The sequence below is a fragment of the Kitasatospora sp. NPDC051914 genome (assembly GCF_040680995.1).
GTDB lineage: Bacteria > Actinomycetota > Actinomycetes > Streptomycetales > Streptomycetaceae > Kitasatospora.
Genome location: NZ_JBFAXX010000041.1, coordinates 62,359 through 76,778, shown reverse-complemented (window position 1 = coordinate 76,778; position 14,420 = coordinate 62,359). Strand labels below are relative to the sequence as shown.

13 protein-coding genes, 1 pseudogene and 1 riboswitch are annotated in these 14,420 nt (G+C 70.1%); of the genes and pseudogenes, 5 read left to right on the top strand and 9 right to left on the bottom strand.

The window, feature by feature from the left end; genetic code table 11:
• The 3 genes from AB0M03_RS25575 to AB0M03_RS25565 all read right to left on the bottom strand — a co-directional run.
• The coding region (locus tag AB0M03_RS25575; protein ID WP_363494695.1) for a non-reducing end alpha-L-arabinofuranosidase family hydrolase at positions 1-2,094 on the bottom strand (2,094 nt) is incomplete at its 3' end.
• 331 nt (positions 2,095-2,425) lie between these two features.
• The gene (locus AB0M03_RS25570) at positions 2,426-5,056 is read right to left on the bottom strand and encodes an RICIN domain-containing protein (RefSeq protein WP_363494681.1); all 2,631 of its coding nucleotides are present in this window, start codon (positions 5,054-5,056) and stop codon (positions 2,426-2,428) included.
• A gap of 396 nt (positions 5,057-5,452) precedes the next feature.
• The gene (locus AB0M03_RS25565; protein WP_363494680.1) at positions 5,453-5,605 is read right to left on the bottom strand and encodes a hypothetical protein; all 153 of its coding nucleotides are present in this window, start codon (positions 5,603-5,605) and stop codon (positions 5,453-5,455) included.
• A 279-nt stretch (positions 5,606-5,884) separates the two neighbouring features.
• On the opposite strand from AB0M03_RS25565, the gene AB0M03_RS25560 reads away from it, so the two are divergent.
• Positions 5,885-6,454, top strand: a complete 570-nt coding sequence (locus tag AB0M03_RS25560) for a hypothetical protein (protein ID WP_363494678.1) — start codon at positions 5,885-5,887, stop codon at positions 6,452-6,454.
• A 334-nt stretch (positions 6,455-6,788) separates the two neighbouring features.
• Here AB0M03_RS25560 and AB0M03_RS25555 read toward each other — a convergent pair whose 3' ends face one another.
• From AB0M03_RS25555 to AB0M03_RS25540, 4 genes are read right to left on the bottom strand one after another with little or no spacing between them, the layout of a single operon-like run.
• Positions 6,789-7,196, bottom strand: a complete 408-nt coding sequence (locus tag AB0M03_RS25555) for a type II toxin-antitoxin system VapC family toxin (protein ID WP_363494677.1) — start codon at positions 7,194-7,196, stop codon at positions 6,789-6,791.
• Complete coding sequence (locus AB0M03_RS25550) at positions 7,193-7,423, bottom strand: antitoxin (RefSeq protein WP_363494675.1); 231 nt, start codon at positions 7,421-7,423, stop codon at positions 7,193-7,195. Before AB0M03_RS25550 ends, AB0M03_RS25555 begins: the two co-directional genes overlap by 4 nt.
• A 9-nt stretch (positions 7,424-7,432) precedes the next feature.
• Positions 7,433-7,822: a hypothetical protein gene (locus AB0M03_RS25545; RefSeq protein WP_363494673.1), complete on the bottom strand. Its 390-nt coding sequence runs from the start codon at positions 7,820-7,822 to the stop codon at positions 7,433-7,435.
• A gap of 31 nt (positions 7,823-7,853) precedes the next feature.
• Positions 7,854-8,255 (bottom strand): DUF5994 family protein, encoded by a 402-nt coding sequence (locus tag AB0M03_RS25540; protein WP_363494672.1) that lies wholly within the window; start codon positions 8,253-8,255, stop codon positions 7,854-7,856.
• A gap of 303 nt (positions 8,256-8,558) precedes the next feature.
• Here AB0M03_RS25540 and AB0M03_RS25535 point away from each other — a divergent pair, with 303 nt between their 5' ends.
• Positions 8,559-8,984 (top strand): CBS domain-containing protein, encoded by a 426-nt coding sequence (locus tag AB0M03_RS25535; RefSeq protein ID WP_363494670.1) that lies wholly within the window; start codon positions 8,559-8,561, stop codon positions 8,982-8,984.
• Positions 8,985-9,052: 68 nt separating this feature from the next.
• On the opposite strand, the gene thiC is transcribed toward AB0M03_RS25535, so the two are convergent.
• A complete protein-coding gene (gene thiC, locus AB0M03_RS25530; RefSeq protein WP_363494668.1) occupies positions 9,053-10,864 on the bottom strand; it encodes a phosphomethylpyrimidine synthase ThiC in 1,812 nt (603 codons plus the stop codon).
• A riboswitch (TPP riboswitch) is annotated at positions 10,860-10,992 on the bottom strand. Its footprint overlaps the gene before it by 5 nt.
• 200 nt (positions 10,993-11,192) lie before the next feature.
• Here thiC and AB0M03_RS25525 point away from each other — a divergent pair.
• Positions 11,193-11,564, top strand: a pseudogene (locus AB0M03_RS25525) (flotillin domain-containing protein); the annotation flags it as partial.
• A 199-nt stretch (positions 11,565-11,763) separates the two neighbouring features.
• Here the strand turns inward: AB0M03_RS25525 and AB0M03_RS25520 are convergent.
• A complete protein-coding gene (locus AB0M03_RS25520; RefSeq protein WP_363494666.1) occupies positions 11,764-12,456 on the bottom strand; it encodes a VC0807 family protein in 693 nt (230 codons plus the stop codon).
• 209 nt (positions 12,457-12,665) lie between these two features.
• On the opposite strand from AB0M03_RS25520, the gene AB0M03_RS25515 reads away from it, so the two are divergent.
• Both AB0M03_RS25515 and AB0M03_RS25510 read left to right on the top strand, forming a co-directional pair.
• A complete protein-coding gene (locus AB0M03_RS25515; protein ID WP_363494664.1) occupies positions 12,666-13,676 on the top strand; it encodes a ketoacyl-ACP synthase III in 1,011 nt (336 codons plus the stop codon).
• Positions 13,673-14,413, top strand: a complete 741-nt coding sequence (locus tag AB0M03_RS25510; RefSeq protein WP_363494662.1) for a glycosyltransferase family A protein — start codon at positions 13,673-13,675, stop codon at positions 14,411-14,413. Before AB0M03_RS25515 ends, AB0M03_RS25510 begins: the two co-directional genes overlap by 4 nt.
• Positions 14,414-14,420: the final 7 nt, after the last annotated feature.

Sequence of the window (14,420 nt, the reverse complement as noted above, 5' to 3'; positions counted from 1 at the left end):
CTGGTTCTGGCCCTTGACCTTGTAGACCTGCGGCGCCTCGAACAGGTTGTTCACCGTGTCGCTCATGACCGTCGTGTACGACGAGCCGAAGCTGCTCGGGAAGTTCCCGATCGGCATGCTCGCCCGGTAGATGCTGCCGTTGTCACCGGCGAAGAACAGGTACATGTTCTGGCCGTCGGCGATCAGGGTCTGGTCGATCGGGCCGGTGCTGGACTTGGGGATGCTGCCGGTGAACAGCGGCTGCGGCGCGGACCAGCCGTTGGGGTTGGTCGGGTCGCTGGAGGTGCGGTAGATGAACGGCCACTGACCCCACTGGTACGCCAGCACCCAGATGTTCTTGGGCGCGAAGTAGAACAACGTGGGCGCCACCGTGGCCTGGCCCATCCCGCTCTGCCTGGCCGACGCCATGTCCGACCAGTTGGTGAACGGGCTGAACATCATGGAGCCGTACGACGACCCCGACACGTTCGAGCCGTAGACCAGGTGCTTGCCGTTGTACACGACGTTCGTGAAGTCCTTCACCGACGCCCACCCGTTCGCCGGCTGCGCCAGCGCACCCGTGGAGGACCACCGGTAGCTCGACGGAAGGGCGCACGTGCCGCCCGGCGTGGGCGTCGTCGGGGTCGGGGCCGGGGTGGACGACCCGGACGACCTGAGGTTCCAGTGCTGGTTGGCGCCGTTCCAGGAGTCCCAGATCTGGACGGCGGTGCCGTTGGCGGTCTGGTTGCCGGGGGTCTCCAGGACCCGGCCGCTGGCGACGTTGGTGAGGGTGTAGGAGCCGTCGCCGTTCCGGGCGGCCTTCCAGTGCTGGTTGGCGCCGCCGTTGGAGTCCCAGACCAGCATCTTCGTGCCGTTGGCGGTCTGGCCGCCCGGCTCGTCCAGGACCCGGCCGCTGGCGATGTTGGTCAGGGTGTAGGAGCCGTCGCCGTTCTTGGTGGCCCGCCACTGCTGGTTGGTGGCGCCGCTGGCGTCCCACACCTGGAGCGGGGTGCCGTTGCCGTTCTGCCCGGCGGGCTGGTCGAGCACACGTCCCCCGGCGGCCACCGCGGAGAGGGTGTAGACGGTGCCGGAGACGATGCCCCCGTCCGGCGTGCCGCCGGCGCCGCCGAGGGTGGTGAGGACGGCGTTGTAGGCGGGCTTCTTGTTGCCGTTGTTGTCGAACAGCAGTGCGTTCTCGCCGGTGCGCCAGGAGTCGCTGTCGCGGATGCCCCACACGGTGATGCCGGTGCAGCGGGCGACGTTGAGGCAGGCCTGCACGGCGCTGGTGTACGCGGTGGCGGAGGCCTGGGCGATGTCGAGCTCGGTGATCTGGACGTCCACGCCGAGCGCGGCGAAGCTGGACAGGGTGGTCTGGAAACTGGCCGGGGGGCCGCCGGTGCCGAAGTGGCTCTGGAAGCCGACGCAGTCGATGGGCACGCCACGGGACTTGAAGTCCTTGACCATGTTGTAGACGCCCTGCGTCTTGGCGTCGGTCCAGTTCTCGATGTTGTAGTCGTTGTAGCAGAGCTTGGCCGCGGGATCGACGCCCCGGGCGGTGCGGAAGGCCTCCTCGATGAAGCCGTTGCCCAGCACGTTCTGGAACACCGAACTGCGGTGCTGACCGCTGCCGCCGTCGGCGAAGGCCTCGTTGACCACGTCCCAGGCGTAGATCTTGCCCTTGTAGTGGGCCATCTCCTGGGTGATGTGGTTGTTCATCACGCTGCGCAGGGTGTTCGCATCACCGATGGAGCTGACCCAGCTGGGCAGTTGGGAGTGCCAGACCAGGGTGTGGCCGCGCATCTTCTGGCCGTGTGCGGCGGCGTGGTTGACGATCGAGTCGCCGGCGGCAAAGGTGAACGATCCGCGGGAGCGCTCGGTGGCGTCCCACTTCATCTCGTTCTCCGGGGTGATCATGTTGAATTCCCGGTCGAGAATGGTGGAGTACGTCGAGTCCCCGAGCCTGCCCGTGGCCACCGCCGTACCGAAGTAGCGGCCACTGCCGGCCGCCGCGTCGCCGACCGTGGTCGGCGCGCTGGAGTTCGACGTGAACGCGGCCTGGGCGACCAGCGGTACGGCGGCGCCCACGGCGGCCAGCACCACGGCGGCGGCGATCAGGCGGCGGGTTGCCGGACGGCGGCGATGAGAGCGGTTCTGATCTGGCAACGGCTTGCCCCTTCTGGCGCAGCGGGCCTTGGTCTCGGCCCCGGTTACCCGTCAGTTGCCGCCAAGCGCACCGAGGTTGCCGTGATCGGGGAGGAATTTTTGTCGAGCCTGAGGCGGTTCCCGTTGCCGTTCGCGCACGGGTCGGACTCGGCTTGACGATGCGCGGCCGCCTCCCGCGCGGTGCGGACGGCCCGGTGCCGGGAGCCGGTGAAGACGAAGCACGTGCCGGTAGCCACGGGGGGCCGCAGGCGGTTGTGCCTGCGGCCCCGCTCGGGGGTCGGGATCAGGAGGGGTCGCCGTACTGGAGACCGCGGCCGTTGGTGCCGATGTACACCCGGCCGTAGGTGTCGGGGTCGCCGGTGACGATGCGCTGGCCGGCGAAGTTGCCCCACTGGTGCGCGTCGTCGTTGATCCGGACCCAGCTCGCGCCCTGGTCGGTGGAGCGGAAGACGCCGGCGACGCCCTTGACGGTGCCGATCAAATACAGCGCCTGGTACGAGGTGCCCGGGGCGGCCTTGCCGAAGCCGACGGCGGAGGCGGACTCCACCGAGGAGAGCTTGGTGAAGCTGCGGCCGCCGTCGGTGGAGTGCAGCAGACCCGTGCCGTCGCCGGCGAGCCACAGGTCACCCGCGATGCCCGGGACGGCGCTGAGCTTGCCGGTGGGCAGGTTGCCGGAGCGGGCGCCGAAGTTCGCGCCGCCGTCGGTGCTGGCGTAGAGCGTGCCGCCCGACAGCGAGTAGAAGGTGTTGGCCGAGGACCGGTCGGCGACGACCACGGCGTCGTTGCCGAGGCCGTTGACCCTCGACCAGCTCGCGCCCCGGTCGGTGGAGCGGTACGGGGCCTGGCCGGCCTCGGCCCAGACGAAGCTGGAGCCGTCCGCCGCGATCGCGATGTGGCCGCTGTCCGCGCCGGGCACCGGCTCGCCCTTGAAGCCGTTCCAGGTGTGGCCGCCGTCGGTGGAGAGGGCGCCGTCCTGCGCACCGCCCCGGCCGACCCGGACCACCAGCGAGGGGTTGGACTGGGCGAAGTCGACGGAGGTGCTGTTGTAGATCTCCGGGTTGGTCAGCCGCCCGGTGGGCTCCTTCGTCAGGTCGTCGTACACGAAGCCTCCCTGGTCGCCCAGCGAGGTGATGAGGGCGGCGGCGCCGGGCGGGGAGACCGCGTCGTAATACGCCGTCTCCTCCAGCCCGCGGGCTCCGATGAACCAGTGGCTGGTGCCGCCGTTGTCGGTCGCGTTGGCGTCCTTGCTGGCCCAGATGCCGTTGCCGGTGCCGTACATCACGTGCCCGGAGTCGAACGGGTCGATGCTCAGCGCGGTCATCCAGTGCCCGATGCCGGTGCCGAGGTACGGGGCGATGGAGGCGTCCCGCACGGACCTGTCGGACTGGGTCTTCCAGGTCGCACCGCCGTCGGTGCTGCGGTAGACCTCGTCCTGCGGCCACCAGCGGTCCAGCGTGGTGACCATCACCGTGGACGGCTTCTGCGGGTCGACGGCCAGACCGCCGAAGCCGTAGCTGCCCTGCGACGGCGAGATGTTCTTCCACGCCCCGCCGGAGGTGTTGTACTTCCACACCGAGCCGCCCGACACGTTGTTCGGGCCGGTGTTGTTGGAGTACGACACGTACAGCGAACCGTCACCGGAGAGCACACCGTGCTGCGGCACCTGGCCGGTGGGCTGCCCGGAGACGGCCCGCCAGGAGTTGCCGCCGTCGGTGGACCGGTACAGGTTGGTGGACCTGTCGGCGACGCCGACGTAGATCGTGTTGCTTCCCGCCGGGCCGTACGTCACGAAGGAGATGCCGGTACCGAAGCTCGCCCCGTCCTTGACCGGGAACGAGGAGACCTGGTTCCAGGTCACGCCGTGGTCGGTGCTGCGCCACAGGCCGTTCTTGCGGGTGCCCAGCAGCAGGGTGTCGTGGTTCGAGGGGTCGATCACCAGGCGCTCGCCGGCCCCGCGGGCGTCCTCGTTGCCGCCCAGCTTGAACGGCAGGTCGGTGCGCTGGAAGGTGCGGCCGCGGTCGGTGGAGCGCAGGATCGAACCGTTACCGGCCCACTCGTTGGTGTAGGTGCCGGCCGCGAGGTAGAGCCGGTTGGGGTCGACGGGGTCGGTGGCCAGCGACTCGATGCCCAGCAGGTTCCAGTCCTTCTGACCGACCCAGTCGGTGAGCGGGATCCACTGCTCGGCCCCGGTGTCCCAGCGGTACGCGCCGCCCATGTCGGTGCGCGCGTACAGCAGGCCCTTCTCCTTCTGGTTGAAGACCAGGCCGGTGACGTAACCGCCGCCCGCCACCGGGGCGTTCTTCCACACGTACGGTCCGGACCCGGTCTGCGCGCCGCCGCTCTCGGCCACCTTCACCAGCTTCCACTGCTGGTTGGCACCACCCCACCCGGACCACTGGATGACCTGCGCACCCTGGTCCGTGGAGTTGCCCGTGACGTCCAGGACCTGACCGCTCTTGCGGGAGGTGAAGGTGACGGCGTCGGAACCGCTCACATCGCCGATCCGCCACTGCTGGGAGGCGGAGGAGCGGTCCGTCTGCTGCTCGGCGACGGCCCCCTGGGCGGTCGAGTCGCCCGCGATGCCCAGCACCTTGCCGCTGTTGCGGTTCACCAGCTCGTAGTAGCCGTCCCCGGTGGGCTTCAGCCGCCACTGCTGGTTGGCGGTGTTCTGGTCGGTCCACTGCTGGATCCGGGTGCCGTCGGCGGTGGAGAAGCCGTTGACGTCCAACACCTTGCCGCTGCGGACCGAGACCAGCCTGTAGTAGGCACCACTGTCGACCGTCGCGGCCTGGGAGTCCTCGTGTACGAACACGAAGTACGACCCGACGGTGAGGGACACACCGAGCGCCAGAGCGGTGGCGCTCAAACGACGGCGGTGACGACCGCGGCGTCCGTTGTGGCGGGAGTTGCTCATGGGTAGACGTTCTCCTTGCGAACTGTGCACGAGAGAAAGCGGATCCGGACACCGGAACTGGCCGGATCTGCCTCCTTGTTGTCACAGGCTCCACAAAGGGTTGCCGCGAGCCGGAAACTTTTTCCGGTCACCTCGTGGTGAGGTGGATGTTGATCAGCGTCCAGGGTGACGTCGGCGCGGACCATGCCGACCAGCCATGCCCGGTGGCGGGTGAGCACGGGACGGTTGGCGGTCCACTCGTCGTCCGCTTCTCCGCGCAGATACGCCCGACGTCACGCGCGACCGGCGCCGCACCACCCGAGTGCAGCGCTCCCTCGCCCGGCCGCCCGGTGGGCCTGTACGGCGAAGCGCCGTCCCGGAAAGCGAAAGCCTCTCGGGACGGCGCTCGTCCGTAGGTCAGTCGGCCAGCGGCAGGTGGACCCGGTTGCCCTGGGCGGCGAACTCGGCGGACTCCTCGGCCCTGCCGGCCGGCGCCTCGGAGTCGTAGCCGGACTCGACGGCGGTGGAGCCGTCGCCGTGCTCGCCACGGATCTTCTGACTGATCTTCACCGACTGAAGGATCAATCCGCAGACACTGGCTCCCGCCTCCCGATCCGTATCGGATACCCCCTGGTCATCGGCCGCTTGCACCACTAGCGTCGGCCTCTCATCCACACCAGCACCGGGGGACTCATGCACGCCCGCACGACACGGCTGACGGCCACAGCCGTAGCAGCTGTCATCGGAGTGTTCCTCGCGTCCGGGTGCGCCCCGGCGCAGGAGCCGAAGGCCGCCGGTGGGGCGTCGTCCGTGCCCCCTTCAGCCGAGGCCGCGGCGACACCCCTGACGATGTCCCAGCTCAAGGGCCTCGCCTTCAAGGATGGAGATGTCCCCCAGGCCCGCGAGGGCGCCATCGAGGTGCATGAAGCCCAGCCGAAAGGCAGTGGACCGTCCTTCCCGCCCATATCTGTACCTGCCTGCCAGCCACTCATCGACATCCGCAACGGCGAGGGTTCGTTCGCCCATGTCTTCCAGATATTCAACTGGAAGGAGAACCTCTGGGGCGGCGCTTCGACACTCGCCTCCTACGAGGACAACGAAGCCAAGAAGCACTTCGCCGAACTCAAGCGGGCCCTCGCTGCCTGCCGGTCGTACGAAGGCGAGGGCTGGGTCGGGAAGTTCAGGGCGACGGTGGCGACAGAAGCACCCCCGCCGGTCGGTGACGAGGCGCTCGCCTTCCGAGAGATCATCCCCCAGGGGCCGGAACAGCCCGGTGACCGCAACGAGCAGTTCATTGTGGTGCGCACCGGGAACGCCATCGTGACCTTCTCCATGCTCGATGTGGGCAAGAGCTCGTCGTTCCCGACCGAGTTGGTCAGCCGGCAGGTGGAACGGCTGCGTACCGCTCAGCACCTTTGATCGCCCGCGAAGGCGACCGGCCGACGGCACCCCCGGGACCACCGGCCGACCGCGTGTCCGCAGGTCAGTCGGCCAGCGGCAGGTGGACCCGGTTGCCTGGGACGCGAACTCCTCCGACTTGGCCTCATGCCTTCGACAGCCGCCTCGTCGTACTCCGGCGAGGCGGTTCCGTTGCCGTACTTCTCATTGATGCTTTTGCTGATCTTCGGCGACGCCGAGAAGTAGCCGCAGACGACGGCAGAGTGGCGGTCCTCATCCAGCCCGCGCCCACGAACGGGAACAGCGGGGCGGGCTGCCGGCCGACACAAGGCACCGCCGAGAAGATGTGCGCCGGTCAGGGATTGATCGAGGAGAAGACCTCGACCTCGCACTTTGCCGCGCCGCTGCGTTTGATCCTCGCGTCGCTGGTGATCAGCGGTACGCCCAGGGCTTCCGCCAGGGCGACGTACTGGGAATCGTAGGCGCTGAGGTCGGCGTGCAGCCTCTCCACCCGATCCCAGAAGGGCAACGTCTCCCGTTTGGCGATGGGAAGCATCCGGTACGCAGCGACCGCCTTCTCCACTTCCCTCTCGGTCAGTTTGCCACCACGTCGCATACCGAGGAGGGCCGACTGGATCTCGTAGTCCAGAAGGGTGGGCGCGTAGACGTCCTGAGCCTCGGCCACTCGGCTGCGAACGAGTTCTCCGTCGGAAGTCCGGGCCGTGAGAACCAGGACGAGAGCGGAGCAGTCGATGACGATCAACGCCCGGCTCGCCCCTCGTCGATGGCAGCGAGGACATCAGCGGCACTGACGTCGGCCGTGGTTTCCCGGTTCAGCCTCTCCATCATCTCCGCCATCGTGGGCTTGGACGCCTCCCTGGCGATCAGGTCCTGCATGAACGCCTGAAGCGACTTGCCGGCCTGGGCTGCGCGGACCTTCAAGATCTGGATCTGGTCGTCCGGGACGTCCCGGATGGTGAGCGCCGTCATATCTGCACTTTAGCGCCAACAGCTGCAAAATGCAGACATCAAACCGGCCGTCACGGACGAACGGGAGTAACGGGACGAGCTGCGGTCGACCCACGCGGCCGGTTCAGCGGGGCTCGGCTCGGTCGGCAGATCCTCCCGGATGCCGAACGGGCCGGTCAGCATGCCGCTGGCCTCGGCGGCGCAGACCAGGACCTCGTCCGTCGCACTCGTCCTCAACCAGCGATCGCCTCCGGCAGGTCGGTCCGCCAGGAGGTGGACCCGGATACCCTGGGCCGCGAACTCCTCGGACTCGGCCTGCATGCCCGCCAGGGCCCCGGCGTCGTATTCGGGTTCTCGTCCCTGTCGCCGTACAGCTCCGTGATGCTTCTGCTGATCTCCATCGAGGACGACTTCAGTCATGAACCGGGCCGGACACGACGATGGCTGTCCGTCAGCCGAGCAGGAGTTCAGCTGCCGGGGTGTGGTTTCCGGTTGCCGAGGCCCGGGCCATCGCCGAGGCTGCCGTCCCCGGGGCGGTGCCGGGCGGCACGACCAGCAGCAGGAAGTGGTCCTGGAAGCCCCGTGTGAGGCTGATCGTCGCATCGCTGCCGGCGAACCAGTTGATCCGGACCGCCAAGCCGTTCGCCACGACGGACTGGGGCACGCCGTCCCAGGCCGAGGTGTCGAGGCCGGCCCGGATGATGCGTCCGAGGTGGGCGCCGAGCGCGGTGATCAGGTCCGGCAGCTCGGCGAGGACGTGGTTCGAGCGGGGCCACCAGGCGCCGTCGAAGACGCCCTCCCGCGACATGGTCGGTTCCAGTACCAGGCGCGGCAGCAGCGGGACACCGGGCACCGACCACGGTTCGGGAGAGGGGGGCTCAGGGAGGGGGATCGGCATCATGAGGGGGCCGCCCGTCCGGTCCACGAGGGACCAATCATGACCCAGGGCGACGCCGGCGCTGATGCCGGTGTGCGGAATGTCCTCGGTTGTCTCCCACGGTACTCCGCAGCGGTCTTCCCCGGGCCGCCCGCCACAGGAGTAGCCTCGAAGACATCCAGGGCATCCCGCATTCCGGTATCCGTTCCGGCTTCGTTCTGGGTGAATGACAGCCCGGCGGCCCCGAACGGGCAGCCGGAGACGGGAACGGTGGACACCGTGACCACTCACCCCTCGCAGTCGGCACGGCTCGGCCACGGCCTCACGGTCGCCGACGCCATGGATCCCTGCGAATACCAGATAACCGATGACAGCACCGTCGACCAGGCCAACGACATCTTCCGCAGCGCCCACGTGGAGTACCTGCTCGTCCGCGACCACAACGGCCGGTGCGAAGGACTGGTCACCCGCACCGGACTCCACCCCTTCCTGACCCGCTCCTGGTACACCGAGCGAACCGCGATCAGCACCACCACGCACCAGCGCGGACCGTTCACGTGGCCGACCATGGGCTTGGCCCTGGCCGCGATCGCGATGCGGATCAAGCACCTGACGGTCTGGCCCGTCGTCGACGAGGACGGCTACCTCCTCGGCGTGCTCACAGCGGACCGCGTCACCGGCCTCCTCGCCACCACGCCCGTGTGACCCGTCGCGCTGGGCCGAAGCGCTGTCCTGGGAGCCCCCTCCGCCTCCCAGGACAGCGCGGTCCGCCGTCAGTCCGCCAGCGGCAGGTAGACCCGGTTGCCCTGGGCGGCGAACTCCTCCGACTTGGCCTTCATGCCCTCTACGGCCTCCGCGTCGTACTCGGGCTCAGGGGCACCATCGCCGTACTTCTCCGTGATGGTTCGACTGATCTTCATCGAGCAGAACTTCGGACCGCACATGGAACAGAAGTGCGCGGTCTTGGCCGGCTCGGCGGGCAGCGTCTCGTCGTGGAAGTCGCGGGCGGTCTCCGGGTCGAGGGCCAGGTTGAACTGGTCCTCCCAGCGGAACTCGAAGCGCGCGTCGGAGAGCGCGTCGTCCCAGGCCTGGGCGCCGGGGTGGCCCTTGGCGAGGTCGGCGGCGTGGGCGGCGATCTTGTAGGTGATGACGCCGGTCTTGACGTCGTCCCGGTTGGGCAGACCCAGGTGCTCCTTGGGCGTGACGTAGCAGAGCATGGCGGTGCCCCACCAGGCGATCATCGCGGCGCCGATGCCCGAGGTGATGTGGTCGTAGCCGGGGGCGACGTCCGTGGTGAGCGGGCCGAGGGTGTAGAAGGGCGCCTCGTCGCAGATCTCCTTCTGGAGGTCCATGTTCTCCTTGATCTTGTGCATCGGGACGTGGCCCGGGCCCTCGATCATCACCTGGACGTTGCGCTCGCGGGCGATCCGGCCGAGCTCGCCGAGCGTCTGCAGCTCCGCGAACTGGGCCTCGTCGTTGGCGTCCGCGATCGACCCCGGGCGCAGGCCGTCACCGAGCGAGAAGGTGACGTCGTACGCGGCGAGGATGTCGCAGAGCTCCTCGAAGTTGGTGTAGAGGAAGTTCTCCTCGTGGTGCGCCAGGCACCAGGCGGCCATGATCGAGCCGCCGCGGGAGACGATGCCGGTCTTGCGGCGGGCGGTCAGCGGCACGTAGCGCAGCAGCACGCCGGCGTGGACGGTCATGTAGTCGACGCCCTGCTCGCACTGCTCGATGATCGTATCGCGGTAGACCTCCCAGCTGAGGTCCTCGGCCCGGCCGTCGACCTTCTCCAGTGCCTGGTACAGCGGCACGGTGCCGATCGGCACGGGGGAGTTGCGCAGGATCCACTCGCGGGTGGTGTGGATGTTGCGGCCGGTCGAGAGGTCCATGACGGTGTCGGCGCCCCAGCGGGTCGCCCAGGTCATCTTCTCGACCTCCTCCTCGATGGAGGAGGTGACGGCGGAGTTGCCGATGTTGGCGTTGATCTTCACCAGGAAGTTGGTGCCGATGATCGCCGGCTCGACCTCGGGGTGGTTCACGTTGACCGGGATGACGGCCCGGCCGCGGGCCACCTCGTCGCGGACGAACTCCGGGGCCAGGCCCTCGCGGAGGGCCACGAACTCCATCTCGGGGGTGATCACGCCCTGCTTGGCGTAGGCGAGCTGGGTGACGGCGGTGCCGGCCCGGCCGCGCAGCGGGCGGCGGGGGCGGCCGGGGAAGACCGCGTCGAGGTTGCGGAGGTTCCCGCCGCGCGGCGAGGTGTGCTTGATGCCGTCGTCCTCGGGGCGGGCCTCGCGGCCCTCGTACTCCTCGACGTCGCCGCGCTGGCGGATCCAGGGGTCGCGCAGGGCGGGCAGGCCGCGCCGCACGTCGGCCTCGTAGGACGGGTCGGTGTACGGGCCGGAGGTGTCGTACAGCGGGACGGTGCGGCCGTTGGTGAGGAGGACCTCGCGGTACGGGACGCGGAGGTCGGGACGGCTTCCCTCGCGGTGGGCCTTGCGCCAGGCCGGGGTGGGGTAGCCGGTGGACGCGCTGCTGACGCCCCGGCCGGAGGCAGACTGCGGCTGTGCTTCAAAGATGGTCATCAGACCCTCTACTCCCTACGCCGGCATTACCCGGTCAGGTTCCTGCGGTCGGCGCAGCGGTCGGTTCGCACACATGCGATCCGTTCAGCGCCCTCTCAGCCCGGTGCTCCGAGCTCCCGTTGGTTGCGGGCGGGTGCCCGCAACAAGACGTCAACACCGTAGCGGCCGCATCCGGGCAGGTCCAGACGGGTTCCGGCCAGTGGACCGGCGCGGCAGACTGGCCGGCATGGTGGGCAGCACGGGGCGGGTGACCGGCCGGATCGGGCCGGGACTGGTCGGCGGGGTGATGGTGTACGTCCGCGAGCGGAACGGCACGGAGGCGTTCCCGGCCAAGGGCTTGGCGGCCGCCGAGGCGGCCCGCGCGCTGGGCCTGGCCGAGGCCGAGGCGATCAAGGCGCGGGCGGCGGCCCTCGCCGAGAACCAGGAGGCCGTGGTCGCCCAGCAGTTGGCGGAGAACTGGCCGGACATCGTCCGGGCCGGCGCGGAGGCCCTCGGGAACGTCGAGCACATGGTGGTGCTGAACGGCGCGAACGGCATGGCGGACATGCTCGCCAAGGCGCTCACCATGGGCGGTACGGGCCTGGGCCTGGCCCGGCAGCTGCTCGCGGCGACGCAGCCGCAGCAGCGGCCCGCCGCCGAGCCGACGGCGGCGGGCCGGGTGAGCCACCCGATCCCCGTCCAGGAGGGCTCCGACGACTAGGGATTGCACCGCGACGGCCCGCCGACCGCGCAGTGCGGTCGGCGGGCCGTCGGCTTCGGGCCGGGTGGTCTCCCCGTCGGGGGTGAAGCCGGTGTCGTAGTTGATGCCCCTGGCGCGCACGGTGCCTCCCCCGGTGGGTGTTTCGGGCCTGCGAGGGCCTGCGGGTTCCTGTGGGCCTGCAATCCCTGTACGGGGGAGGTCACTCGGACTCGGCGATGACCTGCTCGGCGATCCGCCCGGCGAAGACGTTGCCTCCGAGGATGCCCACGGCGATCGCGGCCACCAGGAAGACGGTGCCGAGCCAGACCATGGTCTCCACCGGCACGGTGTAGGCGCCGACCACCCGGGCGACGCACTCGGCGACCAGTGCGGAGCCCCAGACCAGCGAGAAGTTGCGCTCCTGCTTGCGGAAGGCAGCGGAGCCGGCGGCCAGGCGCTCCCAGGCGGCGGCCCGGGCGGCGATGCCCTTGACGACGAAGGGCTTGAGGCCGGCGGTCATCAGCGGCTTCCCGGCGAAGGCGGAGACGATGACCGAGAGGCCGATGACGCTGCTGATCGCACCGTCCTTGGCGAGCATCAGCCGCGGGTCGCCGCTGATCGCGGAGAGCGTGATGCCGACGGTGTTGACCACCAGCATCACCAGGGCCAGCCCGTTGAGGCTGCGGTTGCGGAGCAGTCCGGCGACGGTGCGGACGGCCGGGACGGCGCTGCTGACGCCCAGCGAGGCGACCAGGCCGAGGCCGAGCAGGCCGTGCGCCGCGTAGTAGACGCCGAGCGGCACGGCGACGTCGACCAGCAGGGGCTTGAAGGCGTCGAGCCTCGACGCGCCCGCCCCGGCCTGCCCGTTCTGCCCGGTCTGCTCGATCGTCGCGCTGCTGGTGATGGTGGCCATGGTGTCCGCTCCCCGTGTCGGTGGTGCCCGTTCTCCCGATGCATCGAGAATCTCGCGGCGGGGGTACCGCCCGGCAGTGTCGGCCGCACCGGGATCCGCATGACGGATGTCACGGCCCGGGCCCAGCACGAAGGTCGGGGGTGATCACCGGTCCGGGCTGAGTACGGGTACTCAGGCCGCGGGCGTCCGGCGCCCGGCAGCATGGTGGCATGGACCTTCGAATTCCGAGCGTGGGCATCACCGCGGTGGGCTCCGGCCTGCCGGCCCGGGTGCTGACGTCGCAGCAGCTCCAGGACGAGGTGGTGGCGGGCAGCGGACTCCGGCTCCCCGAGCGGATGTTCGAGAAGGCCACCGGTATCGCCACCCGGCGGTTCGCCGCCGACGACGAGTACGCCTCCACGCTGGCACTGGCCGCCGCACGCAACGCCCTCGGCAACGCCGGGTACGACCCGCTCGACATCGACCTGCTGGTGTACGCCTCGGCCACCCGGGACGTCTGCGAGCCGGCCACCGCCCACCTGGTGCAGGCCGAACTCGGCTCCCGCGCCCACGCCTTCGACGTCTCCAACGCCTGCAACAGCTTCATCAACGGCATCGACGTGGCCCGCGCGATGATCCTCGCCGGACGGGCCCGCCGGACGCTGGTCGTCACCGGCGAGACCCCGAGCCGGGCGATGCGCCGCGACCCGTCCGGGCTCGCCGACTTCCGGGACGGCTTCGCCGGCTACACCTTCGGCGACGCGGGCGCGGCCGTGGTCGTCGAACCGGTCGAGCGCGGCGGCATCCTGGACGTGGAGACCGAGACCGCCTCCGAGCACTGGGCGGTCGGCGGCATACCCGGCGGCGGCTCGCGGCACCCGCGCGGCGACGAGTACAGCTACTTCCGGGGCGGCGGCAAGGAGTTGAGGGGCGTCTTCGAGAAGATCGGCGGCGACATCCTGACCCGGGTCGCGGCCCGCACCGGGCTCGGCTGGGACGCGTACGCCCGGGTGCTGGTGCACCAGGTGACCGTGCCCTACCTGGAGCGCTTCGTGGAGCTCACCGGGGTGCCGCAGGAGAAGCTGGTGCTCACCGTGCCGGAGCTGGGCAACGTCGCCAGCGCCACCCTCGGTGTCCAGCTCGACCGCATCCACGGCGGGCTGCGCTCCGGCGACAAGGTGCTGATGGTCGGCCTCGGCGGCGGCGTCAGCCTGATGACCATGGTGTGGGAGGTGCCGTGACCGCGCTCTGGGTGATCGTGCCCGCCTACCGCGAGGAGGCCCGGATCGGCGAGACCCTGCGGGCGCTGGCCGCCCAGCGGGACACCGACTTCACCCTGCTGGTGGTCGACAACGCCTCCGACGACCGGACGGCCGCCGTCGTCGAGGAGTTCGCCGCGAACGCGCCGTTCCCCGTCCGGGTGCTGGTCGAGCCGGAGAAGGGGGTCGGCTGCGCCGTCGACACCGGCTTCCGGCACGCGATCGCCCACGGCGCCGACCTGCTGGCCCGCACCGACGCCGACTGCCTGCCCGAACCCGGCTGGACGGCCGCCGCCCGCGCCGGGCTGCTCGCCTCCCGCGGCCTGGTCTGCGGCCACATCACCGCCCGCCGCGACGAGCACGGGCCGGTCGGCCGCCGGCTGTTCCGCACCCTGGTGGTGCTCGGCGCCTTCTTCGGCCGGATCCGCCCCGCACACCACCGCCGGCACGGCTTCCTGGTGCCGTACCGGATGCATGCCGGCAACAACATGGCGATCACCGCCGACCTGTACGAGGCGGTCGGCGGCATGCCGCGCCGGCCCTCGCCCACCGACCGGACGTTCATCAACCGCGTCCGCCGCCACACCACGGCCATCGTGCAGCGCCGCGACATGGTGGTGCAGAACTCCACCCGCCGCATCCGCGCCTACGGCGTCGTCGGCACCGCCCGCTGGTACCTGGACCGCGGCAGCGGCGGCCGCGGCGTCGACCCCCGATGAAGGAGCC